A 23457-nucleotide genomic window follows, 5' to 3' on the forward strand; every position below is an offset into this window, starting at 1 on the left:
GCCCATGAGCACCTGGCCAGACCGCCGCATCCTCGACCTGTTGAACATCGAGGTGCCCATCCTCCAGGCGCCCATGGCCGGCGCCAGCGGCTCGGCGATGGCGATTGCCGTCGGCAACGCCGGCGGCCTGGGCGCCCTGCCCTGCGCCATGCTGACCCACGACCAGCTACGAGGGGAAATCGAGGCCTTCCGCGCCGCATGCAGCGGCCCGCTCAACCTCAACTTCTTCTGCCACCAGCCGCCAGCACCCGACCCCGAGCGTGACGCGCGCTGGAAGCAGGCGCTCAAGCCCTACTACGACGAGACCGGCGCCGACTTCGACGCACCCACGCCGGTGTCCAACCGTGCGCCGTTCGACGAGCAGAGCTGCCAACTGGTGGAGGCGATGCGCCCGGAGGTGGTCAGCTTCCATTTCGGCCTGCCTGCCGCCGAACTGCTGCAACGGGTCAAGGCAACCGGGGCCAAGGTGCTGTCCAGCGCCACCACGGTCGAGGAAGCCATCTGGCTTGAGCAGCACGGCTGCGACGCGATCATCGCTATGGGCTTTGAAGCGGGCGGCCACCGCGGCATGTTCCTCAGCGACGATATCACCAGCCAGATCGGCACCTTCGCCCTGGTACCCCAGGTGGCGGATGCCGTGGGCGTACCGGTGATCGCCGCTGGTGGCATTGCCGATCACCGCGGCCTGCTCGCCGCCCTCGCCCTGGGCGCCTCGGCGGTGCAGATCGGCACCGCCTACCTGTTCTGCCCACAGGCCAAGGTTTCGCCGGCGCATCGCCGCGCACTGGACAACGCCCCGGCCAGCGATACCGCATTGACCAACCTGTTCACCGGGCGCCCTGCGCGCGGCATCAACAACCGCATCATGCGCGAGCTGGGGCCCATGAGCGCACTGGCCCCGCATTTCCCCCTGGCAGGCGGCGCATTGATGCCGCTACGGGCGATTACCGACCCACAGGGCAACAGTGATTTCAGCAACCTGTGGTCAGGCCAGGCCCTGCGCTTGGGTAAACACCTCGACGCGGGCGAGCTGACGCTTGAAATTGCCAACGGGGCGCTTAAAATCTTGACCCGCAGATCAACTTTTTAGCCGCGCAGCTCTTCCCGACGGATGGCTTATCGCTATATAGTCCGCACCATAACGATAAACACCCGCCCCTAGGAGCCTTCTCGATGCGTATTCGCCTGTCCCACCTGGCCGCCGCTACCCTGGCCAGCCTGTTCTCCCTCAACAGCGCCTGGGCCGATGAGGTCCAAGTTGCCGTGGCAGCCAACTTCACCGCGCCCATCCAGGCCATCGCCAAGGATTTCGAGAAGGATACCGGCCATAAGCTGGTCGCAGCGTACGGCGCCACCGGCCAGTTCTACGCACAGATCAAGAACGGCGCGCCGTTCGAAGTGTTCCTCGCCGCCGACGACAGCACCCCGGCCAAGCTCGAGCAGGAAAAAGAGACCGTTGCCGGCTCGCGCTTCACCTACGCCATCGGCACCCTGGCACTGTGGTCGGCCAAGCCCGGCTACGTCGACAGCAAGGGCGAGGTGCTGAAGAAAAACGACTTCAAGCACCTGTCCATCGCCAACCCCAAGACCGCCCCTTATGGCCTGGCCGCCACCCAGGTGCTGGACAAGCTCAAGCTGACCGAGGCCACCAAGGCCAAGCTCGTCGAAGGGCAGAACATTACCCAGGCGTTCCAGTTCGTTTCCACCGGCAATGCCGAGTTGGGCTTCGTCGCCCTGTCGCAGATCTACAAAGACGGCAAGGTCGAGACCGGCTCGGCCTGGATCGTCCCGGCCTCGATGCACGAACCGATCCGCCAGGATGCGGTGATCCTGAACAAAGGCAAGGACAACCCGGCGGCCAAGGCGCTGGTCGACTACCTCAAAGGCCCGAAAGCAGCCGCCGTGATCAAGTCCTACGGCTATGAAATCTGATGCCGCTCGACGCCAGTGACCTGGGTGCGATCTGGCTGACCATCAAGCTGGCCAGCCTGACCACTGCCATCCTGCTGGTGGTGGGCACGCCCATCGCCTGGTGGCTGGCACGCACCCGCTCCTGGCTGCGCGGGCCGATTGGCGCGGTGGTGGCGCTGCCCCTGGTGCTGCCACCGACGGTGATCGGCTTCTACCTGCTGCTGATGCTTGGCCCCCATGGCTGGATCGGCCAGGCCACACAGGCGCTGGGCCTTGGCAGCGTGGTGTTCAGCTTCGCCGGGCTGGTGATCGGCTCGGTGGTGTACTCCATGCCGTTCGTGGTCCAGCCTCTGCAAAACGCCTTCAGCGCCATTGGCCAGCGCCCGCTGGAGGTGGCCGCGACCCTGCGCGCCAGCCCCTGGGATACCTTCGTCCATGTGGTGCTGCCGCTGGCACGCCCCGGTTTCATCACCGCCAGCATTCTAGGCTTCGCCCATACCGTGGGCGAGTTCGGCGTGGTGCTGATGATCGGTGGCAATATCCCCGACAAGACCCGCGTGGTTTCGGTGCAGATCTTCGATCATGTCGAGGCCATGGCCTATGACCAGGCCCACTGGCTGGCCGGGGCCATGCTGCTGTTCTCCTTCCTGGTGCTGCTGATGCTTTACGCCGGCCGGCGTGGCAAGGCTGGCTGGAGCTGAAATGAGTGCTTCGATACAGGCGCGCCTCACCCTTGCGCGCGACGATTTCACCCTGGATGTCGACCTGCACTTGCCCGGGCGTGGCATCAGCGCGCTGTTTGGCCATTCCGGCTCGGGCAAGACCTCGTGCCTGCGTTGCCTGGCGGGCCTGGAACGTGCCACCAGTGCCTACATCGAGGTCAACGGCGAGGTCTGGGAAGACAGTGCGCGTGGGCATTTCATTGCCCCGCACAAACGCCCTGTGGGTTATGTGTTCCAGGAAGCCAGCCTTTTTGCGCACCTGTCGGTGCGCGGCAACCTGGAGTTCGGCTGGCGCCGCATCGCCCCCAGTGAGCGCAAGATCAAGCTGGAGCAGGCGTGTCAGTTGCTGGGCATCGGTCATCTGCTCGAACGCAAGCCTGCAACCTTGTCGGGCGGCGAGGCACAACGTGTCGGCATCGCCCGGGCGCTGCTCAGCAGCCCGCGCCTGTTGCTGATGGACGAGCCCCTGGCGGCCCTGGACAGTGCGCGCAAGCGTGAAATCCTGCCCTATCTGGAGCGCCTGCATGACGAGCTGGATATCCCGCTGATCTACGTCAGCCATGCCCAGGATGAAGTTGCGCGCCTGGCCGACCACCTGGTGCTGCTGGAGCAGGGCAAGGCCCTGGCCAGCGGCCCGATCGGCCAGACCCTGGCACGCCTGGACTTGTCGCTGGCCCAGGGCGAGGATGCCGGCGTAGTGCTCGAAGGCGTGGTGGTCGGCCATGACCCGCACTTTGAGCTGTTCGACCTGCGCTTGCCCGGCGGCGAAGGTCCGCTGTTGCGCATCGCCCATCCTGACTTGCATGTGGGCAGCACCCTGCGGCTCAAGGTGCAGGCCCGCGATGTAAGCCTGGCGCTGAGCGCCGACGGCGCCTCGAGCATTCTCAACCGCCTGCCGGTGCAGGTGCGCGAATGCCACGCGGCAGACAACCCGGCCCATGTGATGGTAAGCCTGGACGCCAGCGGCAGCCCCCTGCTGGCGCGCATCACCCGCTACTCGGCAGAGCAACTCGGCGTGCAGCCGGGCCAGCACCTATGGGCGCAGATCAAGTCGGTGGCGCTGCTCGGTTGAGCAACGCCGCAGTAGCGATTGTCCATTGCTGCATGACCGCTCGATGGACTGCACCGATGCCCGACTGCCCGCCACCCGCCGCCCTGCACTATGTCGACGATAACCAGCCCGGATTGAGCCGGCGCCGGCGAGGCGAACGATTCCTCTACTTCGATGCCTTGGGCCGGCAGGTGCGCGATGCCGCGACCCTGGCGCGCATCGCGGCGCTGGTGATCCCGCCAGCTTATACCGAGGTGTGGATCTGCGCCGACCCGCTGGGCCATTTGCAGGCCACCGGCCGCGATGCCCGGGGGCGTAAACAGTACCGCTACCATCAGCAATGGCGAGAGCAGCGTGACCAGTACAAGTACGGCCGCCTGCTGGCCTTCGCCGAAGCCCTGCCCGCCTTGCGCAAGCGGCTGGACGAACACCTGGCCCGCCGCGGGATGGACCGGGAAAAAGTGATGGCGCTGGTGATCAGCCTGCTCGACGCAACGCTCATTCGCATCGGCAATCGGCAGTACCTTCGCGACAATCGCTCCTACGGGCTGACCACGCTGAACTGCCGTCACGTAAAGGTTCGGGGCAGCACCATCCGCTTTCAGTTCCGCGGCAAGCGCGGTGTCGAACACGACGTCACGCTGCAAGACCGACGCCTGGCGGCGCTGCTCAAGCGCTGCATGGAACTGCCCGGCCAAGCGCTGTTCCAGTACCTGGACGAAGACGGGCAACGCCACAGCATCGGTTCGACCGAGGTGAACCAGTTCCTCCAGCAGTTGACCGGCGCCGACTTCACCGCCAAGGACTACCGCACCTGGGCCGGCAGCAGCCTGGCCCTGAGCCTGCTGAGGCCACTGGCCTGGGAGCCCGACAGCGAAGCCCGGCGCCAGGTGGCGGCAACCGTGCGCCAGGTGGCCAACCGCTTGGGCAATACCCCAGCCGTTTGCCGCCGCTGCTATATCCACCCTGCGTTGTTCGAGCATTTTCAGCTCGGGCGCCTGGCACAGTTGCCGCGAGCACGCCGGCGCAAGGGTCTGGAGCCCGAGGAAGCGGCGCTGCTGGTTTTTCTGCAGGCACTGGACGCAAACGATCATTGAGCTCGGCTATTTCACTTATCAAACAAGGAAATTTCCCATATGACGTCAACCACCCTATCCTTGCCACCGAGCACCTCCGCTGATGGCCAGCAACATATGTCCACCAGCACCTGCAACTAGAGACAGGCATAAATTGTCTGACGGAGGAATTACTATCCGCCGAAAGCGTCTTTAATGGAAAGGAAGAGGGACAAAGCTCCCACCGTTGTGGTAAATGGCCCGGCGGTTTTTACATCACCAAGGAGAACTACATGCTGATACTCACCCGTAAGGTCGGCGAAAGCATCGTCATCAACGACGACATCAAAGTCACCATTCTGGGAGTCAAGGGGATGCAAGTGAGGATCGGCATCGATGCGCCGAAGGATGTCCAGGTGCACCGTGAAGAGATTTACAAGCGAATCCAGGCAGGCAGCCCTGCCCCGGAGAAAGGCGACGAGAAACACTGATCACCCACGCATCAAGCCGCACGGACGCGTCTGATCGATTGCCCGCCCACGCGGGGCGCCCACCCTGAACCTCAGGTGCCCAGCAGTTCGCGCACCTTGGCGATCATTCTGTCCATGTCGAATGGCTTGTCGAACACCGCGGCGAACAGCTCGGGGCGGATCAGCTTTTTGTCGGCCTGCGCACCACTCATGAGAATGACCGGCAGGTGCGGCAGGTCCAGTTCAGTGCGAATAGCCCGCACGAGCTCCACACCATTCATGACCGGCATCATGTAATCGGTGATCACCAACTCCACATGCCTGCCTTTTTGCATCCCATTCAACGCCTCCAGGGCTTTGCGCCCGTTGCTGGCCTTTTCCACCTGATAGCCTTCGTCCTCCAGGGCGAAACCGAGGATATCGGCGATCAGGTACTCGTCATCGACGATCAGGATGGTGTTCATGGCGTCATCCCATCAGCGATCGCCCTGCGGGACCGCTGTGCCGCTGAGCACGCCACTTGCGCCATCGAAAGCCCGCCCCAGGGTGATCCCCTGCGGCCCCAGGTGCAGCGCCTGCAGCGTTGGGTCGTGCTCGCTGTCGCGCACCTTGATGATCGACAGCATGCGGTGCAGCTTGGCATCGAGTTCGGCGAAGCGCATCAACACCAGATTGTCGACGATGCTCGACAGGTCCGGTGCCGGCGCGGTGATCTCGGCGCCGAAAATATCACGCATCTCCCACGTGAGCAGGACGGTCACTTCACGCGCGCGCAGCTCACCGGTCAGGGCACGGAAGAACGCGTTCAAGCGCCCAGGCTCCAGCGCCAGGCGCCCGAACGCGCCGAGGCTGTCGATCACCACGCGCTTGGCGCCCTGCGCCCGCACCTGCTCCAGCAAACGTGCGCCTACCTCATCCAGCAGCCCCTCAGTGGTGGGTTGCCAACTGAGCTGCACGACCCCGTCGCGCTCCTGCCCGGCGATGTCGAAACCCAGTGCTTGAGCCTTGAGACGCAGGCGAGCGGGCGTCTCGTAGAACCCAAAGTGCAGCCCGGGTGCGTGCTCATCGGACGCTGCCAGAAACGCGATACCCAAGGCACTTTTGCCGACCCCGGACGGCCCCATCAGCAGGCTCACGGAGCCTTCAGCCAAACCGCCGCCAAGCATGCGATCCAGGTCGCTCACCCCGGTAGTGGCGCGGCTCAGCGCCTGCGCGCCAGGCTGGCTGGGGTGGCTGTACAGTGATTCCAGCCGCGGGAAGACCTGCAACCCTGCTTCGCTGATCAGGCATTCGTGGCGCCCCGACAACGCCGCGCTGCCACGGGTCTTGCGCAATTGGACATGACGTACCGCCGTGCTGCCAACCATGTGCTCGCCCAGCTCGATGACGCCATCGACCATGGTGTGCTCGGGGCTGCCCTCCTCCAGGCGTGCGCTGGTCAGCAGCAGGACGGTGCATCCGGCAAAAGCGGCATGCCCCTGCAATTCGGAAACAAATTTTTTGGTGTCGAGGCTGGTTTCCGCCCGCGAGCGGGCGTTGAGCAGGCCATCGACGATCAACAGGCTGGCCTGCTGCCGGGCAATCTCCTGGCGCAGCAACCGCACTACGGCATCGAGGCCATCCTGCTCAAGGGTGTCGAAAGCGCTGACGAACTGAATGCTGTCGCCCACCAGCGTCTGATCGAAAAACGTCAGGGTCGACAGGTACTGGAACAACCGCTCATGGGATTCACTGAGCAACGTGGCCACCAGCACCCGCCCGCCTTCGCGAACATGGTTGCAAGCAAGCTGGTTGGCCAGGATGGTCTTGCCCGAGCCCGGATGCCCCTGGACGATATAGGACGCCCCCACCACCAACCCACCCTTGAGCAGGGCATCGAGGCCTTCAATGCCGGTGGCCAGTCGCTTGAGCTGTTCAACCATGATTTTTTACTCGCCTGTCTGCGGTTGGTCATCGGGGCATGCCGGCAGATACAGGCTCATGCAGGTCCCCTTGCCGGGCCGGCTGGCAACGCGGATGGCGCCATTGCTCTGCCTGGCGAACCCATAGGCCTGGCTGAGCCCCAGACCGGTGCCTTTGCCGAAAGGTTTGGTGGTGAAAAACGGCTCGAAGATACGTGGCAAAACCTGCGGATCGATTCCCTCGCCGTCGTCCCGCACGTCGAAACGCACGTAGCGCCCTTGCAAGCCCTCCACTTCACCGGCCAGCTCCACACTGTCGACCACCAGGTCAATCCGTCCCGCCGTGCCGATCGCATCCCGGGCATTGAACATCATGTTCAGCAGCACCATCTGCAACTGCCCGGCATCCACTTCAATCGCAGGCAGCTCTGCCTGGATCTGCTCGACAAGCTCGATGTCGGGAGGCAACGCATGTTCCGCCAGTGCGCGAATGGACCCGGCCACCTGGGCAGGCGAAATCCGCGCGACACTCAGCTGCCGATAGCGGGCAAAGCTGAGCAGTTGCTGGGTCAGCTGGGTGCCCCGCTGCCCGGCATCGAGAATGTGTTCGAGCATACGCCGGGTGCGGCCGGGGTCCTGACTGTTGATAGCCAGGCGCGCGGAACTGAGGATGATGGTCAGCAGATTGTTGAAGTCGTGGGCCAGGCCGCCGGTCAGTTGGCCGAGGGCCTCGAGTTTCTGTGCCTGGAACAGCTGGGCGCGCATGGCGTCCAGTTGCAGCGCGGAATCCCGGCGATCGGTGATGTCGCGCGTGACCTTGGCCAGGCCGATGATCTGGCCCTGCTCGTCGCGAATGACGTCCATCGCGGCCAGGGCCCAGAATTGCGTGCCATCCTTGCGTACGCGCCAGCCCTCATCCTGCGCCACTCCTTGCTCCAGGGCCTGGCGCAACAGGCGTTCGGGGCGGCCGTCGGCACAATCTTCGGCGGTGAAGAACAGAGAGAAATGCTTGCCTATCACCTCGTCGGCGCGATAGCCCTTGATCCGTTGGGCACCGGCATTCCACGACACCACATGGCCATCTGGGTCGAGCATGTAGATGGCATAGTCCACCACCGCCTGAACCAGCTGTTCATAGCGCGCTTCGGGCATCACTGACTGGGCGGGCCGGTCCGTTGCTGGCATGCGAACTCCCCAAGCACCGCGATAAGGACATACTGAGCGTAGTCAAAAGTCCTGCAAGCACCCTACTCCATGCGACGACCGTCAACTCCAGGCTCACGCAATGTCGGCACCAGCCTGCGTGGCATTGCCACTTTGAGCAGCCACAGGCCCACCAGTAAGATCACGGCACCGCCGCCCACGGCCATGAGCCGTTGAGACGCCGAATGCAATTCATCCAGGCCCAGCACCACAAGATAGCTACCCAGCCCCATCAGGCCGACGAAGAGGAAGGCTGCCAGCAGGCAAACCAGCAACAACAACACACGCCAAAACAGCTTCGGGCGCACAACACGCCCTGCTGCGCTGGCCTGGCCTGAGGAAAACGGGGGCATCACGGCTTACTCACTTGGATCCAATGGCGCAAAGGTGGCGCAATGACAGCCTGCTGTCAATTGGCCTATAGTGGCACCTCGCTTACCTGCAAGGATGCACCACATGCGCTCGAATCAACGTCTGCAATTGCTTCAGGACGACCTGCTGCACACTGCTGCCGAAATCGACACACTGTGCCAGGCACTGGACGGCCACGCCCTGTATCTGCGTCATTCAATCCATAAGACTGATGCTCGGACCATGGACAACCATGTCCACGACTTGCGTGATTCTGCCTGTGAGCTGCGCGGAATCGCCCACACCATCACGCCCTGAACCTGCAGGCTGGTTGACGCTTCTATAACAATGGGTTATAAAGCGCGCTTGATTGCCAAGGCCATCTATCAATGAGGCGCGGCGATCAACAGTGCGAGTGTGGTGGAATTGGTATACACAGCAGACTTAAAATCTGTCGGCGTGAGCCTTGCGGGTTCGAGTCCCGCCACTCGCACCATCTGTTTTCGATGAAGGCGCCCTTGCGGCGCCTTTTTCATGCCCAGCGGAATTCCGCCTGGCAGCTGCTAGAGTGGAAACTGTCCCCGTCCATCGGAGCGCCGCCATGCGCTATGCACTGCTCGAAGGCCAACGCGACTTCATTCTGCTGCTTGCCCGAATCTTCCTGATGATCCTGTTCGTACTCGCGGGCTGGGGCAAGCTGACCGGCTTCGAGGGCACGGTCGGCTACATGACCTCCCTCGGCGCACCGGCCCCGATGCTGGCTGCCGGGGTGGCGGTGATCATGGAGTTCCTGGTCGCCATCCTGCTGATCCTCGGCTTCTATACCCGGCCACTGGCGCTGCTGTTCGCCCTGTTCGTGCTGGGCACAGCGCTGCTCGGCCACCCGTTCTGGAACATGGTCGACCCTGAACGCAGCGCCAACATGACTCAGTTCCTGAAAAACCTGAGCATCGTCGGCGGCCTGCTGGCACTGGCCGTCAGCGGCCCCGGGCGTTTTTCGCTCGACCGCCACTGACCGCCGGATCAATACGCGATTGCTGCGACGTCAATCGTCGCAGTCATCGTGCCAGGCCGGGTGATCCTCCTCGTCATCGAAATCATCCTGCAGCTCCTCGTCTTCCTCGACTTCATCCAGCGCCCCCTGCGCATCCGCCTCAGGGTCGAAGCTGTCGTGAAATTCGTGGTCAAGCAGATGGTCGTGCTCGGGCTCTGGCAAATCGTCTTCTTCGTACATCACACACTCCACACACTACAGGCCGCCTGTATAGGCGCTTCGGCGCCAGCGGTCAATGCAGCGGGTAGTTAACCCTGACTTAACCGACCAGGCGCAACCTCAAGGCTCTCCCTTCAAGCACGTTCCAGCCCGCCGGCCCCGGCGGGCTTTTTTTGCCTGAGCCCAGCCGTGCTGATGCGCTTGGCCGCTTCCGACGACCACCGCAGAACAGGATGAAAGTAGAGTCGTGGCCATCGGCGTAGCATTGCATGGCCTCGCCATCGAAGAAACAAGCCGCGCCGACGCAATAGGCCTGAAGCGCTACGCAGTAGAAAGACGCATGATTGATGAAAAATTCAGTAACGGTTATTGAAACCTGACTTACCGAGCCTTCACAAAATTCTGACATCTGTAACGGCAGACTGGCCTTGCTTCGATACGTTCTGTTTAACCCGCCTAGATGGCGGGTTTTCTTTTATTCGCTGTTTCTGCCTGGTCGCTTCAATCCACAGAAGTCCAGACCGCGAGCTCGTAACCATCCGGATCGATGAAGTGGAACCTCTTGCCGCCGGGAAATGCGAACACCGCCCTGCTGATCCTTGCCCCTGCAGCCTCAAGCCGATGTTGCGTTTCTGCCAGATCATCCGCATACAGGATCACCAGTGGGCCACCAGGCCTGACGGGCTCACCCGTGGTGAAACCGCCCGTCAATCGCCCATCCGTAAATTCGGTATAGGTCGGGCCATAGTCCACGAACTGCCAGTTGAAAACCGCACCGTAGAACGCCTTGCTGCGGTCAATATCGCTGACATTGAATTCGATATTGTCGATCTGATGATCCTTGCCTCTGGTTGCCATGTTTCACCTCCTTGTTAATGGCGGGAATCTATCACACCTGGGCCATTTCCAATTTCCAGGCATCCTTCTTGTTGATGAGGGCAATCTAGCATTGCAGCGCCACAGCACAAGAATCTCGCGACTCAAGGATAAACGTCAGCCAGCCGCTGCCGATACAGCAAGACCCACCTCAATACGTGCATGCTCGAAATGCCTCACTCACGACGAACGCCCAAGCCAGGTCCTGCGCCACTCATTTTTACCAGTGTACTTCGCGACTGTAGCGCGCCGTTGCTACGAACTGTTCAACGAGCGCAATTTCAGTAACCCCAAGCCGGTTAACTCCTGGGCCCTACTCATTCGCTATTTACCACAACACGGAGCACCTGATGGAAGTCTCAAGGACGTCCCTTCTGATGAAACGCATAGGGGCGTACATCATCGACTACGGAACAATTGTTCTTCTCGGCCTGTGGCTCACCCAGCAAGAACGTCTGTTGTTCGCAGGGCTTGAACTGGTCTTTGTCTACCTATTCCTATATCCGCTATGGGAATGGCTTCTTAAAGGCAGGACACCGGGGAAGCTTGTATTTGGGCTGACCGTCATCAACGGAGCAGGTGACCCACCTACGCTTGTACAAGCCCTGATTCGAGGATTCACCAGACACATCGAGGCTCCGCTAGGGATCATAACGATCTTCATCTATGCGCAGTCGGCACGATGCCAACGAGTCGGTGACATGCTCTCTAGAACCTATGTCATACCGACCAAGGATCTAGCTCTGCTCCGCGCAACGATGCAGGCGTCAACCCTTTGACATTGCATGCAACCCAAGCCCGGCCAAGCGCCGGGCTTTTCGTTCGCCGCTTGCCAACAACCGCCACAAGCATCACGCCCATCTGGTCTACCCTTACCCCTTCCAACCACTCACGCGAAGGGTGCCGAGATGCCCGAGAATGAGAAGCGAAGGTTTGCCGAGGCGCTGGAGCACTGGGCGGAGGCTGTTGATGCGATCCGCGCGCGAGAACGTGCCGAGGCCATTGCCTGGGCTGAGGAGCTGAAGAAGGCGCATCTCACGCGGGCACTTCATGCCAGTGACCTGGGCAGGCACCACGCTTGGAAGCATCGCGGTGAGGGGTGAGCGCCAGATCAAAAGCCCTGTGCGGGGCTGGGCGACTGACTTAGGGCACTCGAAAGAAGGAATCAGCGAGCGGGTTTACCGCCGTGTCGACGCCGTCAGCCCCACCAAGTAATGCGCTGATGCGGAAACGATGCCTGATTATGCGGAAATGATCGTCTTTTTCGACCCACAAAGAAAAGCCCCGCAGACGTTAATCTGCGGGGCTTTCGAATATGGAGGCCGAGGTCGGAATCGAACCGGCGTAGACGGATTTGCAATCCGGAGCATAACCACTTTGCTACTCGGCCTCAAAGTCGGAGTCAGCTTTCGCTATCTCCTTGAAACTGCTGGGCTTTTTCAAGTTCAGCTGCGTTTCGATGGAGGCCATTATGTCGGCAATCGATTGACCTTGCAACCCCCTTCAAGAAAAAAATCTTCAAGGGGTTCAAGGTGTTAGCGAAGGCGCCCAAGTTTGCTCCACAGCCCTACCAGCGTGTTCTCCATCGCGCCACTGGCAGCCACGCCAATACGCTCCTGCAGGCTCTTGCGCTCGGCAAAACGCAAGTGGAATACATTGGCCTCGCGGGCGCTGCGGCTCAGGTACTCGTCGCTGGTGCCAAGCTCATCGACCAGTTGGCGGTTGAGAGCGGCAATGCCCAGCCAGACTTCGCCGGTCGCCACTTCATCGATGTGCAATTGCGGACGGTAGCGGGCAACGAAATCCTTGAACAGCTGATGGGTGATGTCGAGGTCTTCCTGGAACTTCTCCCGGCCCTTTTCGGTGTTCTCGCCGAACACCGTCAGGGTGCGCTTGTATTCACCTGCCGTGAGCACCTCGAAATCAATATCGTGTTTCTTCAGCAAGCGGTTGATATTGGGCAATTGCGCCACCACGCCGATCGAACCGAGCACGGCGAAGGGTGCGCTGACGATCTTCTCGCCGATGCAGGCCATCATGTAGCCGCCGCTGGCGGCGACCTTGTCGATGCAGATGGTCAAGGGAATGCCGGCTTCACGAATGCGCGCCAGCTGCGAAGCCGCCAGGCCGTAGCTATGCACCAGGCCGCCGCCGCTTTCCAGGCGCAGCACCACTTCGTCACGTGGTGTGGCCAAGGTCAACAGCGCAGTAATCTCGTTGCGCAGGCTTTCGGTGGCCGAGGCCTTGATGTCGCCATCAAAGTCGAGAACGAACACCCGGCGTTTCTGCTCGGGCTTTTTCTTCTTCTGTTGCTTCTCGTCCTTCGCCTGCTGCTTGCGCAGCGCCTTGAGCTCGCCTTTGTCGAGCAGGCCCGACTCCAGGCGCTCACGCAGCTCTTTATAGAATTCGTTGAGGCGGGTGACCTGCAATTGCCCACCCGGCTTGCGCCGCCCCTTGCCGCGCAGACCGGCGATGGCCGACAACACCATCAGGATGGCGATCACCAGCGTTGCGGTTTTGGCGAGAAAGCTTGCGTATTCGGCAAGAAACTCCACGTTGACTCCTTGATAGACCAGCGCCAGACAGGCACGAAATGCTTGCAGCATACCGGGCTGCCTGGGCTGCTGCCAGCCATCGACAACGCCGGCAACACAGTTCAAACGACCTTTTCAAACGCTTGTATGTTTTTTCGTTGACAGCCTTGGCAGGGCATCCTAACCTCGCTGCAACCTCCAACCGGGCCGGACAACTTCGTGGGCAACCTCTACCTGATCCGACATGGCCAAGCCTCTTTCGGTGCCGCCGACTACGACGTCCTCTCGGCCGTAGGCGAGCGTCAGAGCCTGGCGCTGGGCGAGCACCTCGGCCAACTCGGGCTGCGCCTGGATCGTTGCGTCGCTGGCAGCCTGCGCCGCCAACAGGATACCGCCCGCCTGGCACTGCAAGCCTTGCACGCCAACGGCAGCCAGGCCCCTGCCATCGAGACCGACCCGGCCTTCAACGAATTCGATGCCGACGGGGTGATCCGCGCCCTGCTACCCGGCCTGCTGGCCGATGAGCCCGAAGCGCTGCACGTACTGCGCAACGCTGCGCAGAACCGCAGTGAGTTCCAGCGCCTGTTCGCCTTGATGGTACAGCGCTGGCACGCGGGCGAGCATGCCCACGACGACAACCTGGAAACCTGGCAAGCCTTCACTGGCCGGGTGGGTGACGGGCTGCAGCGGTTGCTCGACAGCGCTGCCAGCGGTGAAAACATCGCCCTGTTCACCTCGGGTGGCACCATTGCCGCCCTGCTCCACCTGACTTGCGCAATCACGCCGGCACAGGCCTTCGCCCTGAACTGGCAGATCATCAACACGTCGCTCAGCCACCTGAAGTTCCGTGGCCGTGACGTGGTACTGGCCTCCTTCAACAGCCAAGCCCACGTGCAGCTGCTGAGGGCGCCGGAGCTCATCACCTACCGATGAGCCCGGCCTGTTTTGTCCCTGCGGACTTGAATATCACTTAATAAGGAAAACACCATGAGCGATGTAGCAAAAGCCGTCGAGGCAATGAAAGCGAAATTCAACCCCGCCGCTGCCGCCGGCCTGGACCTGGTGTTCGGCTTCAACATCACCGACGAAGACAAGCACTACGCGCTGCTCGTCAAGGACGGCACCTGCGAGATCCAGGAAGGCGAGAACGCCGACGCCAACTGCACCCTGGTGCTGGACAGCGAAACCCTCAAGGGCATCGTCAGCGGTGACACCGATGGCATGCAGGCCTTCATGGGCGGCAAGCTGCGCGTCGAAGGCGACATGATGCTGTCGATGAAGCTCAGCGAGCTGTTCCCGGCCTGATCGGCAACGCGAACTGCGAATGAAAAAACCGAAGCGTCCTGCGCTTCGGTTTTTTTTTGCCTGCCCAGCATCAAGGCCATTGATCGCCCGGCAACACCCCGACCAATAAGCGCCTGGCACGCTTGTACCAACAGCCATGGGAAATTAGATTAGCCAATAGTCCTTGTTATTGATCATAAGGAAATCGCATGACGATCACCGATCAGTCCACCCAGGTCCGCCCCGGCGAAGAACTCGATGCCGCCGTCATCGATCCCTATCTGAAGGATCACATACCCGGCCTTGAAGGCCTGCCGACCATCAGCCAGTTCCCTGGTGGCGCCTCCAACCTTACCTACCTGCTGGCCTACCCGCAGCGGGAGTTCGTGCTGCGCCGCCCGCCGTTCGGGCACAAGGCCAAATCGGCCCATGACATGGGCCGCGAGTTCCGCATCCTCAACCGGCTCAACGAAGGCTTCCCTTACTGCCCCAAAGCCTACGTGCACTGCACCGACGAATCGCTGGTCGGCGGTGAGTTCTATGTGATGGAGCGGGTCAACGGCATCATCCTGCGCTCGGATATCCCGGTCGAACTGAACCTGGACCCTGCCCGCACCGAAGCCCTGTGCAAGAGCTTCATCGACCGTTTGGTCGAACTGCACCAAGTGGACTACAACGCCTGCGGGCTGGCCGACCTGGGCAAGCCGGAAGGCTATGTGCAACGCCAGATCGAAGGCTGGGCCAGCCGCTATGAAAAGGCCCTGACGCCCGATGCGCCGCGCTGGGAGCAAGTCATTGCCTGGCTGCGCGAAAAAATGCCGGCCGACCACCCGCGCCCTGGCATCGTGCACAACGATTACCGCTTCGACAACGTCATCCTCGACAGCAACAACCCCATGCGCATCATCGGCGTGCTGGACTGGGAGATGGCCACCATTGGCGACCCACTCATGGACCTGGGCAACAGCCTGGCCTACTGGATCGAGGCCAGCGACCCGGCACCGGTGCAACTGATGCGCCGCCAGCCCAGCAACGCACCAGGCATGCTGACCCGCCAACAGTTCGTCGACTACTACGCCGAGCGCGCAGGTATCACCCTCGACAACTTCGACTTCTATTACTGCTATGGCCTGTTCCGCCTGGCCGGCATCGTGCAGCAGATCTACTACCGCTTCTTCCACGGCCAGACCCAGGACAAACGCTTCGCCCAGTTCATCCACATGAACCGCCTGCTGGAGCAAATGAGCCTGCAACTGATCGACAAATCCCGCCTGTAAACCCGGCAGCGACAGACAACAAGGAATACAAGCATGTCCAAGACCCAGCTGTTCGACCTCGATGGCAAGATCGCATTCGTCTCCGGCGCCAGCCGCGGCATCGGTGAAGCCATCGCCCACCTGCTGGCCCAGCAGGGCGCCCATGTGATCGTCTCCAGCCGCAAGCTCGACGGCTGCCAGCAGGTGGCCGAGGCGATCATCGCCGCTGGCGGCAAGGCCACCGCGGTGGCCTGCCACATCGGCGAGATGGAGCAGATCCAGCAGGTGTTCGCCGGGATCCGCGAGCAGTTCGGCCGCCTCGATATCCTGGTCAACAACGCCGCCACCAACCCGCAGTTCTGCAATGTGCTGGACACCGATCTGGGCGCCTTCCAGAAGACCGTCGACGTGAACATCCGCGGCTACTTCTTCATGTCGGTGGAGGCCGGCAAGCTGATGCGCGAGCACGGCGGCGGCAGCATCATCAACGTGGCCTCGATCAACGGCGTATCGCCTGGCCTGTTCCAGGGTATCTACTCGGTGACCAAGGCGGCGGTGATCAACATGACCAAGGTGTTCGCCAAGGAGTGCGCACCTTTCGGTATCCGCTGCAACGCCCTGCTGCCGGGCCTCACCGACACCAAGTTCGCCTCGGCACTGGTAAAGAACGACAGCATCCTCAACGCCGCCCTGCAACATATCCCGCTCAAGCGCGTGGCCGACCCGAGCGAAATGGCCGGCGCCGTGCTGTACCTGGCAAGCAGCGCGTCCAGCTACACCACCGGCACCGCACTGAATGTCGATGGCGGTTACCTGTCCTGAGGCTCAGCCCTTGAGCGCCTGCAGCGTGTAGCTCAGCGGCAGGCGCCAGGGGGCTTCGATCAGGCGCCACTCACCGTCGGCGCCCTTTTCCATCTGCCCCGGCAACGCCTCCCAGGGGATGCTCTGGTGCTCCTCAAGGGCGGTCAGCCGCAGGCCATTGCCCAGCAGTGCGCTGATCACCTCGCCCAGCCCGTGGTTCCACTCATGGGTCTCGGTCTGGGCCAGCGCCTGGTCGGTGTCCACGTAGGTCTGGTCGCTGTGCCACACCGTGGGCGCTTCACGCTCGAAATACGGGTAGTCCAGTTGCAGCCGGTCCTGATGGTCCTCGTTGACGGCCATCAGCATCGGATGGCCATCGCGCAGGAACAGGCGCCCGCCCGGCTTGAGCAAGGCCGCCACCGTGCGCGCCCAGCGCTCGATGTCAGGCAACCAGCACAAGGCGCCGATGCCGGTGTAGACCAGATCGAAGCGGCCTGCCGGCAGCACCTGCTCGGCACGATAAACGTCCGCCTGCACATACTCGATGCACGCGCCACAGCGCCCGGCCAAACTGCGCGCCTGCGCCAGCGACGCCGCCGAGAAATCCAGGCCCCAGGCCTGGGCGCCAAGCCGAGCCAACGACAGGGTATCGGTACCGATATGGCATTGCAGGTGCACCGCGCGCAAACCGCGAAGCTCGCCCAGCCTCGGCAGGTCGAAACGCACGACCTCGGACAGGTGTCCGGGGTCGCGGACGAATGTCTCGACTTCATAATCCTTCGAGGCCGCGTGCAGCGGCGCGCGCTCATCCCAACTGGCGCGATTGAGTTCCAGTGATCGGCTCATGCGGTAGTACATCCCTGTCCTGATGGAGTCGGCTGCCACGTTAACCGCCCCTGCTCAGGCACGGCAATACCCGTCAACCTCAGGTTGACAGCTCAGGTATACTGCGGCCTTCGGCCCCCGCCCAAGGATCCAGCACCCATGACGGAAAACAGCTTCGCCTTTCGCCTCAAGGAACTGCTCGAACACCACAAGCTGACCCTGCAAGCGGTTGGCACGGCCCTGGGGATATCGCGCACGGCAGTGCACAAATGGACACGCGGCGGCGAGATCGACTACGACAACCTGCGCAAGCTGGCGGACTTTCTCAAGGTCAACTGGATCTGGCTGCGTTACGGCGAGGAAGCCCTGCACAGCGTGCAGCAGGCCGAGGTGGTCGAGCTGCCGATGACCGATGTGCGCCGACGCTACACCGCCGAGATCATGGAGAGCGAAATGCGCATGAAGCTGGCCCAGGAAGGCGCGCGCATCGTCACCTGGGAGTGGAATCTGGTCAGCGACGAGGTCACCTACTCACCCAACGTCGAGGCGGTGTATGGCTGGCCGGTACGGCGCAACGAGGATTTCTGGGCCCATATCCACGCCGACGACGCCCGCCACATGCAGGGCATGTACGCCCAGGCGGTCGCGCAAGGCACTGGCTGCGAGTGTGATTTTCGCATCACCCGGCCCGATGGTAGCCAGCGCTGGATCGCCTCGCGCGCGACGGTGCTGCAGGACAGCGTCGGGCGCCCGGTGAAGATGGTCGGCATCAGCATGGACAACACCGAGCGCAAGGTCGCGGAAGAACACCTGCGCCAGAGCGAGGAACGCTTTCGCGCGATCTTCGAACTGGCCTGGGGGGCATTGGCCTATATCGACCCGGACGGCACCTGGCGACGGGTCAATGGTGGCCTCTGCGAATTGCTGGGCTACAGCGAGGCCGAGCTGTATGCCATGACCTTCCAGCAGTTGACCCACCCCGACGACCTGCCGGGCAACCTCGAGCTGCTAGGGCGCATGCTGGCCGGCGAAATCGAGCGCTATGAAGTGGAAAAACGCGTGCGGCACAAGGATGGCCGCTTTATCTGGGTGCGCGCGCGCACTTCGCTGCAACGGCATGCCGATGGCCAGCCGGAGCACCTGATCAGCGTGTTCGAGGACATCGGTGCCGAGCGCGAGGAGCATGAGCGTTTGCAGGCGCATATTGCCGGGCTGGAGGCGCGACTGCGCTGAGCGCAGCCTTACAGGCAGGTCGCCGCTGCCGCCCGGCGCTGCAGGGCCATGCCGTCGTTGTGCTGGGCGTAGTAGTCCACCCGCGTGCCGCCGGCCTGGGCGTAGACATCGACGAACGACTCCGCCTCGCGGGTATACACGGTGAAACCGCCCGCCTTGCGCGCTTCAAGGTAGCCGCTGGCATCAACGCCGAAGGTCTTCTCTTCCTGCCAGCTGAACTGGATGCACTGGGCGACCACATCCGGGGTCTTGTGCGAGTCCAGGCGCGCGGTCGGTGCGCCGTTACGCGCTGCCTCCATGGTCGACGACGCACAGCCCACCAGCAGCAGCGCCACAGTCATCGGCAGAATCGCTCGCATGTTCCATCCTCGGGACAAAAAAGAACGCGACTCTAGCACGGCAAACCAGGGTTCGGCGTCTGTCCCGACCTGATTCAGTGCGGGCCATGGGCACGACGTTTCGTCCTCCCGCCCTGCCCTGGATGCCGCTTATCGCCAGGGCACCAATATTTTGCGGGGTAAAGAAACCAAATCGATCGACCAAGGTCTCAGCGAGTACCCGGTAAACCTTTACCGATCAAGGACCTATATCTTGAAGACTCGCCTCGCAAGCCTTTCGCTGATCACCGCCGTGCTGCTGCTTGGCGGCTGCTACAGCCACCACTACCACGACGATGATGATGGCTGGCGCGACGGTGATCGCGGCCACCGCCATCACCACCGCCATGATCGCGATGACGACGACGATCGTCAGTACCGTGACCGTTACCAGCGCTGAAGCGTCTTCCCAACCTTGATTCGCCGCCCGCAAGGCGGCACCCCACCCTGATGATTCCTCTGAGGTTCACAACATGCGTCTGACTCTGCCTTCCCTCGCCCTCGGCCTGCTGCTCTGCCAGGGTGCTTTCGCCGGTGACGGTACCGCGGCCATCGGCGGCGGCCTGGGCGGCGCCTTGGGTAACGTGGTCGGTAAACAGATCGGCGGCAGTACCGGCGCCGCCATCGGCGCAGGCCTGGGCGGCGCGGCAGGCAGTGCCGTCGGCGCACGCAAGGGCAACCGCACCGAGGCGGCTATTGGTGGCGGCCTGGGTTCGGCAGGCGGCTCGCTGATCGGCGGCAAGCTCGGCGGCTCCAACGGTTCGACCATCGGCGCAGGCCTTGGCGGCGCAGCCGGTGGCGCCATCGGCAACCACATGGGTGACAGCAACCGCAAGCACAAGCACCGTCACTGATCGACGCTGACACCCTCGCGGGCGGTGCAGGCTTGTTACATGGCCGCACCGCCCGCGATCGTTTCGCCCGGCAAAACATTGCAGCACGTCAACGACGCATTCGCGTCAAGCTGCCACACTAGGGCCATCGCTTTTCGCGCCCTTGTGTGAAGGAACACCCCCTCCCCATGAACCAAGAGTTGCTCTGGGTCCTCGGCCTGCTGGCCGTCGTCGTCGTGCTGTTCATCATCAACCGCCCACGCATGGACGTGGTTGCGTTGCTGGTGATCCTCATCCTGCCGCTCACCGGCATCCTTACCGTGGACCAGGCCCTGGCCGGTTTCAGTGACCCCAACGTGGTACTGATCGCTGCACTTTTCGTGATCGGCGAAGGCCTGGTACGCACCGGCATCGCCTACCGCATCGGCGAATGGATGAGCGAGCGTGCTGGCAACAGCGAGGCGCGCCTGCTGGTCCTGCTGATGGTCGCGGTGGCCGGCCTGGGCTCGGTGATGAGTTCCACCGGGGTGGTGGCGATTTTCATCCCGGTGGTGCTCAGCATTGCCGCGCGCCTGAAGCTCTCACCCAGCCGGCTGATGATGCCGCTGAGCTTCGCCGGGCTGATCAGCGGCATGCTAAGCCTGGTGGCCACGCCACCCAACGTGGTCGTGCATAGCGAGCTGATGCGCCACGGGCAAAGCGGCTTCGGCTTTTTCAGCTTCACCCCGTTCGGCCTGGTGGTGTTGGTGCTGGGCATCGGCTACATGCTGCTGACCCGCCACTGGCTCAATGGCGAAGTGCGCAAGGATGGCCGGGTGGAAACCCGCCGCACCCTGCTCGACCTGGTGCTGGACTACAAACTCAACGGCCGCGAACGCCGCCTGCGCATTCGCCCGCACTCGCCACTGATCGGCCATACCCTGGGCGAACTGGAACTGCGCACTCGGCATGGCGCCAACGTGGTCGGCATCGAACGCCAGCACAAGTTCACCACCCGGGTGATCGCCGCCGACTCGGGCACCGTGCTGCAGCAGGGCGATATCCTGCTGCTCGACCTGTTCGCCAACCGCGACGACCTGCGCAGCCTGTGCCAGACCATGCAACTGGAGCCGCTGCACTTCAAGGCGGCCTACTTCATCGACCAGTCCCAGGAACTGGGGATGGCGGAAGTGTCGCTGCCGCCAGGCTCGCAACTGATCGGCAAGAGCATCCTCGAACTTGCGTTCCGTACCCGCTACGACCTCAACGTGGTGGGGCTGCGGCGCGACCAGTTGGCCATCGAGGAACAGTTGGTTGAAGAAAAGCTGCGCCTGGGCGACACCTTGCTGGTAGTCGGCCCGTGGAAAGCGGTGCGCCAGCTGCAGGCCAAGCCCCGCGACTTCCTGGTGCTGAGCCTGCCGGCCGAGATCGACCAGGTGGCACCCGCAAGCGCCCGGGCGCCTTATGCCCTGCTGAGTTTGGCGGTGATGGTCGGGTTGATGGTCAGTGGCCTGGTGCCCAACGTGCTCGCCGCGCTGATCGGCTGCCTGCTGATGGGCGCGGGGCGCTGCATCGATATGAACAGCGCCTATCGCGCCATCCACTGGCAGAGCCTGGTGCTGATCGTCGGCATGCTGCCGTTCGCCCTGGCGCTGCAGAAGACCGGCGGCATCGACCTGGCGGTGGGCGCCCTGGTGAGCCTGCTCGGCGATGCCGGGCCAAGCGCGATTCTCGCCTGCCTGTTCGCTGTCACCGCAGTCATCGGCCTGTTCATTTCCAACACCGCCACGGCGGTATTGATGGCGCCGGTGGCCATCAGCACCGCGCAACAGCTGGGCATGTCGCCCTACCCGTTTGCCATGACGGTCGCGCTCGCGGCATCGGCTGCGTTCATGACCCCGGTATCGTCGCCCGTCAACACCCTGGTGCTGGGCCCCGGGCAGTACCGCTTTGCCGATTTCGTCAAGGTCGGGGTGCCGTTCACCTTGCTGGTGATGCTGGTGACCGTGCTGATGGTGCCATGGGTTTTTGGCTTGTAATCTGACACAGTATTCAGGAAATTCCCGGCGAATTGACATCAATTGGCGACTTGAAACAAACTGACGCGACTTTGCCCCAGGTGCCTACGGCCGTTTTCCTGGATTCCGTCTTCGCTTGTCGGTCGAGCTTATGGTGTCTCCAGTTCCGTCGCGCCTGCTGCCTTTAGCCATCCTGTTCGGCTTGACGCTCGCCCTGACACTTACGGGTATCCTGGCCAGGCCGATCGAATCCCTGTCGCTATTCTGGCCGGTCAACGCCGTGCTGGCCGGGGTCTTGCTGCGCAACCCGCGCCAGGCCACAGTGCTCGGCTTCGGCCTGATCTACCTGGGGATGGTCGCTGCCGACCTGGTCACCGGCTCCGCCTGGCAACCGGCCCTGTGGTTCAACCTGTGCAACCTTGGCGCCATCCTCAGCATCTGGTACCTGATGGCCCGTTTGCCACGGGTGCACAGGCGCCTGCGCACACCCCACGGCACCCTGTGCCTGTTCGGCGCCTGCGCTGTCGGTGGCATGGTGGCTGCCAGCCTGGCCTGCGTCATGGCCGCGCCGTGGTTCGAGCAGTCATTGCGCGCCACCTGGCTGGCCTGGTTCAGCGAGCAGTTCTCCACCAGCGTATTAGTCCTGCCGGTACTGCTCACCGCCCCCTCGCCCCGCGCCTTCACCCGCAGCGGCAGCCAGCCAATCTCCATGGCCCCTCTGCTGGTGTTGCTGGCCTCGCTGGCATTGAGCATCTTCTTCGGCGGGCCTGGGGCGATTGCCTTCCCGATCGCCGCCCTGCTGTGGTGCGCCTTGAGCTACTCGCCTTTTCTCGTTTCGTTGCTGACCCTCACTGCCGGCAGCACCTTGATCGTTGCCGTGGCGCAGAACCTCATGCACTTCAGCGTGCCGCAGAGCGAGCCGGGCGTGACCACCTTGATGTCGGCACGCCTGGGCATCGCCATGCTGGTGCTCGGCCCGCTGGTGGTGGCCTGCGTGAGCAATGCCAACCGCAGCCTGATGGCGCGCATGGCGCACCAGGCCACCATCGACCACCTCACCGGCACCCTCACCCGCAGCGCCTTCACCCGCCGCGCCAACGGCCTGCTCGACAGCCGTCAGCAGCAGGCTCCGGCCCTGCCGTTGACCCTGATGATGCTCGACATCGACCATTTCAAGACCATCAATGACCGCCACGGCCACGCGGTGGGTGACCTGGTACTGCGCCAGTTTGCCGACACCCTGCAGGACCAGTTGCATGACGGCGAGCTGTTCGCCCGCCTGGGTGGCGAAGAGTTCGCCATTGTCGTCCCGGGGCTGGCGCCGGAGTTGGCCAGGTTCACTGCCGAACGCCTGCGCCGTGCCGTTCAGGACCTGCAGTTCGCCCAGGCCGGGCAGCGCCTGCAGATCACGGTCAGTATCGGTATCGCCGGTTGCAGCAGTGACGTTGCCGCGCCCAGCCTCGACGTGCTGCTGGCCAGCGCTGATCAGGCGCTGTACCGCGCCAAGGCCCACGGCCGCAACCGTATCGAGCTGGCCGAGACCCAGCGCCAGATAGTGGTCTGA

At 62.8% G+C, this 23457-nt stretch carries 29 protein-coding genes and 2 tRNA genes; 21 read left to right on the forward strand and 10 right to left on the reverse strand.

The genetic code is table 11. From position 1 onward, the window contains the following. Positions 1 to 4: 4 nt before the first annotated feature. The 6 genes from LOY51_RS17080 (at position 5) to csrA (ending at position 5230) form a co-directional block, all read left to right on the forward strand. Complete coding sequence (locus LOY51_RS17080; protein ID WP_258642265.1) at positions 5 to 1090, forward strand: NAD(P)H-dependent flavin oxidoreductase; 1086 nt, start codon at positions 5 to 7, stop codon at positions 1088 to 1090. Between the two features lie 83 nt (positions 1091 to 1173). After that, complete coding sequence (gene modA, locus LOY51_RS17085; protein ID WP_125859134.1) at positions 1174 to 1932, forward strand: molybdate ABC transporter substrate-binding protein; 759 nt, start codon at positions 1174 to 1176, stop codon at positions 1930 to 1932. Then, complete coding sequence (gene modB / locus LOY51_RS17090; RefSeq protein ID WP_125859135.1) at positions 1932 to 2612, forward strand: molybdate ABC transporter permease subunit; 681 nt, start codon at positions 1932 to 1934, stop codon at positions 2610 to 2612. The genes modA and modB overlap by 1 nt, the downstream gene beginning before the upstream one ends. A gap of 1 nt (position 2613) precedes the next feature. Then, positions 2614 to 3705, forward strand: coding sequence for a molybdenum ABC transporter ATP-binding protein (gene modC / locus LOY51_RS17095; RefSeq protein WP_125859136.1), 1092 nt, complete (start codon positions 2614 to 2616; stop codon positions 3703 to 3705). Between the two features lie 56 nt (positions 3706 to 3761). Beyond that, positions 3762 to 4781, forward strand: a complete 1020-nt coding sequence (locus LOY51_RS17100) for a DNA topoisomerase IB (RefSeq protein ID WP_258642270.1) — start codon at positions 3762 to 3764, stop codon at positions 4779 to 4781. 251 nt (positions 4782 to 5032) lie between these two features. Next, the gene (csrA, locus tag LOY51_RS17105) at positions 5033 to 5230 is read left to right on the forward strand and encodes a carbon storage regulator CsrA (RefSeq protein ID WP_110995367.1); all 198 of its coding nucleotides are present in this window, start codon (positions 5033 to 5035) and stop codon (positions 5228 to 5230) included. A gap of 71 nt (positions 5231 to 5301) precedes the next feature. Here the strand turns inward: csrA and LOY51_RS17110 are convergent, their stop codons facing one another. The 4 genes from LOY51_RS17110 to LOY51_RS17125 all read right to left on the reverse strand — a co-directional run bounded on the left by LOY51_RS17110 (position 5302) and on the right by LOY51_RS17125 (position 8666). Then, positions 5302 to 5673, reverse strand: a complete 372-nt coding sequence (locus tag LOY51_RS17110; RefSeq protein WP_125859138.1) for a response regulator — start codon at positions 5671 to 5673, stop codon at positions 5302 to 5304. Positions 5674 to 5685: 12 nt separating this feature from the next. Next, positions 5686 to 7131: an ATPase domain-containing protein gene (locus LOY51_RS17115; protein WP_258642273.1), complete on the reverse strand. Its 1446-nt coding sequence runs from the start codon at positions 7129 to 7131 to the stop codon at positions 5686 to 5688. Between the two features lie 6 nt (positions 7132 to 7137). Next, positions 7138 to 8295: a two-component system sensor histidine kinase NtrB gene (locus tag LOY51_RS17120; protein WP_223277152.1), complete on the reverse strand. Its 1158-nt coding sequence runs from the start codon at positions 8293 to 8295 to the stop codon at positions 7138 to 7140. A gap of 62 nt (positions 8296 to 8357) precedes the next feature. Beyond that, complete coding sequence (locus LOY51_RS17125; RefSeq protein WP_125859140.1) at positions 8358 to 8666, reverse strand: hypothetical protein; 309 nt, start codon at positions 8664 to 8666, stop codon at positions 8358 to 8360. A 103-nt stretch (positions 8667 to 8769) separates the two neighbouring features. Here LOY51_RS17125 and LOY51_RS17130 point away from each other — a divergent pair, with 103 nt between their 5' ends. From LOY51_RS17130 to LOY51_RS17140, 3 genes are all read left to right on the forward strand, one after another. Beyond that, the gene (locus LOY51_RS17130) at positions 8770 to 8982 is read left to right on the forward strand and encodes a hypothetical protein (RefSeq protein WP_125859141.1); all 213 of its coding nucleotides are present in this window, start codon (positions 8770 to 8772) and stop codon (positions 8980 to 8982) included. A gap of 93 nt (positions 8983 to 9075) precedes the next feature. After that, positions 9076 to 9160: transfer RNA gene (locus tag LOY51_RS17135), tRNA-Leu, on the forward strand. Positions 9161 to 9265: 105 nt separating this feature from the next. Beyond that, positions 9266 to 9679 carry a DoxX family protein gene (locus LOY51_RS17140; protein ID WP_110995371.1) on the forward strand — a complete coding sequence of 138 codons (414 nt, stop codon included), beginning with the start codon at positions 9266 to 9268 and terminating at the stop codon, positions 9677 to 9679. A 30-nt stretch (positions 9680 to 9709) separates the two neighbouring features. On the opposite strand, the gene LOY51_RS17145 is transcribed toward LOY51_RS17140, so the two are convergent. Continuing rightward, positions 9710 to 9898, reverse strand: coding sequence for a hypothetical protein (locus tag LOY51_RS17145; protein ID WP_110995372.1), 189 nt, complete (start codon positions 9896 to 9898; stop codon positions 9710 to 9712). Positions 9899 to 10124: 226 nt separating this feature from the next. Between LOY51_RS17145 and LOY51_RS17150 the strand changes: the two genes are divergently transcribed. Continuing rightward, positions 10125 to 10250: a hypothetical protein gene (locus LOY51_RS17150; protein WP_258642279.1), complete on the forward strand. Its 126-nt coding sequence runs from the start codon at positions 10125 to 10127 to the stop codon at positions 10248 to 10250. Positions 10251 to 10378: 128 nt separating this feature from the next. Here the strand turns inward: LOY51_RS17150 and LOY51_RS17155 are convergent, their stop codons facing one another. Then, positions 10379 to 10735: a VOC family protein gene (locus tag LOY51_RS17155; RefSeq protein ID WP_125859143.1), complete on the reverse strand. Its 357-nt coding sequence runs from the start codon at positions 10733 to 10735 to the stop codon at positions 10379 to 10381. Between the two features lie 368 nt (positions 10736 to 11103). On the opposite strand from LOY51_RS17155, the gene LOY51_RS17160 reads away from it, so the two are divergent. Further along, entirely contained in the window at positions 11104 to 11532 is a 429-nt protein-coding gene (locus LOY51_RS17160; protein WP_258642281.1) for an RDD family protein, read from the forward strand. A 129-nt stretch (positions 11533 to 11661) separates the two neighbouring features. Further along, positions 11662 to 11856, forward strand: coding sequence for a hypothetical protein (locus tag LOY51_RS17165; RefSeq protein WP_125859145.1), 195 nt, complete (start codon positions 11662 to 11664; stop codon positions 11854 to 11856). Between the two features lie 213 nt (positions 11857 to 12069). Here LOY51_RS17165 and LOY51_RS17170 read toward each other — a convergent pair. Further along, positions 12070 to 12143 (reverse strand) — tRNA-Cys (locus LOY51_RS17170). Positions 12144 to 12288: 145 nt separating this feature from the next. Next, entirely contained in the window at positions 12289 to 13308 is a 1020-nt protein-coding gene (gene sohB, locus LOY51_RS17175) for a protease SohB (protein ID WP_125466226.1), read from the reverse strand. A 198-nt stretch (positions 13309 to 13506) separates the two neighbouring features. Here sohB and LOY51_RS17180 point away from each other — a divergent pair, with 198 nt between their 5' ends. From LOY51_RS17180 to LOY51_RS17195, 4 genes are all read left to right on the forward strand, one after another. Continuing rightward, complete coding sequence (locus LOY51_RS17180) at positions 13507 to 14220, forward strand: histidine phosphatase family protein (protein ID WP_125859146.1); 714 nt, start codon at positions 13507 to 13509, stop codon at positions 14218 to 14220. A 54-nt stretch (positions 14221 to 14274) separates the two neighbouring features. Then, on the forward strand, positions 14275 to 14592 hold the full coding sequence (locus LOY51_RS17185; protein WP_125464629.1) for an SCP2 sterol-binding domain-containing protein: 318 nt from the start codon (positions 14275 to 14277) through the stop codon (positions 14590 to 14592). A 188-nt stretch (positions 14593 to 14780) separates the two neighbouring features. Then, positions 14781 to 15848: a phosphotransferase family protein gene (locus tag LOY51_RS17190; protein ID WP_125859148.1), complete on the forward strand. Its 1068-nt coding sequence runs from the start codon at positions 14781 to 14783 to the stop codon at positions 15846 to 15848. 33 nt (positions 15849 to 15881) lie between these two features. Then, positions 15882 to 16649 carry an SDR family oxidoreductase gene (locus LOY51_RS17195; protein ID WP_125859149.1) on the forward strand — a complete coding sequence of 256 codons (768 nt, stop codon included), beginning with the start codon at positions 15882 to 15884 and terminating at the stop codon, positions 16647 to 16649. 3 nt (positions 16650 to 16652) lie between these two features. Here LOY51_RS17195 and LOY51_RS17200 read toward each other — a convergent pair whose 3' ends face one another. Continuing rightward, a complete protein-coding gene (locus LOY51_RS17200) occupies positions 16653 to 17474 on the reverse strand; it encodes a class I SAM-dependent methyltransferase (RefSeq protein ID WP_258642283.1) in 822 nt (273 codons plus the stop codon). A 138-nt stretch (positions 17475 to 17612) separates the two neighbouring features. On the opposite strand from LOY51_RS17200, the gene LOY51_RS17205 reads away from it, so the two are divergent. Then, entirely contained in the window at positions 17613 to 18686 is a 1074-nt protein-coding gene (locus LOY51_RS17205; RefSeq protein WP_258642285.1) for a PAS domain-containing protein, read from the forward strand. Positions 18687 to 18694: 8 nt separating this feature from the next. Here the strand turns inward: LOY51_RS17205 and LOY51_RS17210 are convergent, their stop codons facing one another. Further along, positions 18695 to 19045, reverse strand: a complete 351-nt coding sequence (locus LOY51_RS17210; protein WP_153787143.1) for a hypothetical protein — start codon at positions 19043 to 19045, stop codon at positions 18695 to 18697. Positions 19046 to 19277: 232 nt separating this feature from the next. Here LOY51_RS17210 and LOY51_RS17215 point away from each other — a divergent pair, with 232 nt between their 5' ends. The 4 genes from LOY51_RS17215 (at position 19278) to LOY51_RS17230 (ending at position 23457) form a co-directional block, all read left to right on the forward strand. Further along, complete coding sequence (locus LOY51_RS17215) at positions 19278 to 19463, forward strand: hypothetical protein (RefSeq protein WP_110995554.1); 186 nt, start codon at positions 19278 to 19280, stop codon at positions 19461 to 19463. Positions 19464 to 19536: 73 nt separating this feature from the next. After that, entirely contained in the window at positions 19537 to 19917 is a 381-nt protein-coding gene (locus LOY51_RS17220; protein WP_110995555.1) for a glycine zipper domain-containing protein, read from the forward strand. Positions 19918 to 20084: 167 nt separating this feature from the next. Continuing rightward, positions 20085 to 21914 carry an SLC13 family permease gene (locus tag LOY51_RS17225; RefSeq protein ID WP_125859153.1) on the forward strand — a complete coding sequence of 610 codons (1830 nt, stop codon included), beginning with the start codon at positions 20085 to 20087 and terminating at the stop codon, positions 21912 to 21914. 115 nt (positions 21915 to 22029) lie between these two features. Further along, positions 22030 to 23457: a GGDEF domain-containing protein gene (locus tag LOY51_RS17230; RefSeq protein WP_125859154.1), complete on the forward strand. Its 1428-nt coding sequence runs from the start codon at positions 22030 to 22032 to the stop codon at positions 23455 to 23457.

The sequence above is a fragment of the Pseudomonas sichuanensis genome (assembly GCF_024749065.1).
Taxonomy (GTDB): Bacteria; Pseudomonadota; Gammaproteobacteria; order Pseudomonadales; family Pseudomonadaceae; genus Aquipseudomonas; species Aquipseudomonas sichuanensis.

What these genes read in the sequence shown, in the direction of transcription:
- LOY51_RS17165 (WP_125859145.1), top strand. Translation starts at nt 11,662, where the DNA reads ATGCCCGAGAATGAGAAGCGAAGGTTTGCCGAGGCGCTGGAGCACTGG.
- LOY51_RS17140 (WP_110995371.1), top strand. Translation starts at nt 9,266, where the DNA reads ATGCGCTATGCACTGCTCGAAGGCCAACGCGACTTCATTCTGCTGCTT.
- LOY51_RS17080 (WP_258642265.1), top strand. Translation starts at nt 5, where the DNA reads ATGAGCACCTGGCCAGACCGCCGCATCCTCGACCTGTTGAACATCGAG.
- LOY51_RS17190 (WP_125859148.1), top strand. Translation starts at nt 14,781, where the DNA reads ATGACGATCACCGATCAGTCCACCCAGGTCCGCCCCGGCGAAGAACTC.
- modA (WP_125859134.1), top strand. Translation starts at nt 1,174, where the DNA reads ATGCGTATTCGCCTGTCCCACCTGGCCGCCGCTACCCTGGCCAGCCTG.
- LOY51_RS17195 (WP_125859149.1), top strand. Translation starts at nt 15,882, where the DNA reads ATGTCCAAGACCCAGCTGTTCGACCTCGATGGCAAGATCGCATTCGTC.
- modC (WP_125859136.1), top strand. Translation starts at nt 2,614, where the DNA reads ATGAGTGCTTCGATACAGGCGCGCCTCACCCTTGCGCGCGACGATTTC.
- csrA (WP_110995367.1), top strand. Translation starts at nt 5,033, where the DNA reads ATGCTGATACTCACCCGTAAGGTCGGCGAAAGCATCGTCATCAACGAC.
- LOY51_RS17225 (WP_125859153.1), top strand. Translation starts at nt 20,085, where the DNA reads ATGAACCAAGAGTTGCTCTGGGTCCTCGGCCTGCTGGCCGTCGTCGTC.
- LOY51_RS17110 (WP_125859138.1), bottom strand. Translation starts at nt 5,673, where the DNA reads ATGAACACCATCCTGATCGTCGATGACGAGTACCTGATCGCCGATATC.
- LOY51_RS17115 (WP_258642273.1), bottom strand. Translation starts at nt 7,131, where the DNA reads ATGGTTGAACAGCTCAAGCGACTGGCCACCGGCATTGAAGGCCTCGAT.
- LOY51_RS17160 (WP_258642281.1), top strand. Translation starts at nt 11,104, where the DNA reads ATGGAAGTCTCAAGGACGTCCCTTCTGATGAAACGCATAGGGGCGTAC.
- LOY51_RS17145 (WP_110995372.1), bottom strand. Translation starts at nt 9,898, where the DNA reads ATGTACGAAGAAGACGATTTGCCAGAGCCCGAGCACGACCATCTGCTT.
- LOY51_RS17155 (WP_125859143.1), bottom strand. Translation starts at nt 10,735, where the DNA reads ATGGCAACCAGAGGCAAGGATCATCAGATCGACAATATCGAATTCAAT.
- LOY51_RS17210 (WP_153787143.1), bottom strand. Translation starts at nt 19,045, where the DNA reads ATGCGAGCGATTCTGCCGATGACTGTGGCGCTGCTGCTGGTGGGCTGT.
- LOY51_RS17200 (WP_258642283.1), bottom strand. Translation starts at nt 17,474, where the DNA reads ATGAGCCGATCACTGGAACTCAATCGCGCCAGTTGGGATGAGCGCGCG.
- modB (WP_125859135.1), top strand. Translation starts at nt 1,932, where the DNA reads ATGCCGCTCGACGCCAGTGACCTGGGTGCGATCTGGCTGACCATCAAG.
- LOY51_RS17125 (WP_125859140.1), bottom strand. Translation starts at nt 8,666, where the DNA reads ATGCCCCCGTTTTCCTCAGGCCAGGCCAGCGCAGCAGGGCGTGTTGTG.
- LOY51_RS17100 (WP_258642270.1), top strand. Translation starts at nt 3,762, where the DNA reads ATGCCCGACTGCCCGCCACCCGCCGCCCTGCACTATGTCGACGATAAC.
- LOY51_RS17185 (WP_125464629.1), top strand. Translation starts at nt 14,275, where the DNA reads ATGAGCGATGTAGCAAAAGCCGTCGAGGCAATGAAAGCGAAATTCAAC.
- LOY51_RS17130 (WP_125859141.1), top strand. Translation starts at nt 8,770, where the DNA reads ATGCGCTCGAATCAACGTCTGCAATTGCTTCAGGACGACCTGCTGCAC.
- LOY51_RS17120 (WP_223277152.1), bottom strand. Translation starts at nt 8,295, where the DNA reads ATGCCAGCAACGGACCGGCCCGCCCAGTCAGTGATGCCCGAAGCGCGC.
- LOY51_RS17205 (WP_258642285.1), top strand. Translation starts at nt 17,613, where the DNA reads ATGACGGAAAACAGCTTCGCCTTTCGCCTCAAGGAACTGCTCGAACAC.
- LOY51_RS17220 (WP_110995555.1), top strand. Translation starts at nt 19,537, where the DNA reads ATGCGTCTGACTCTGCCTTCCCTCGCCCTCGGCCTGCTGCTCTGCCAG.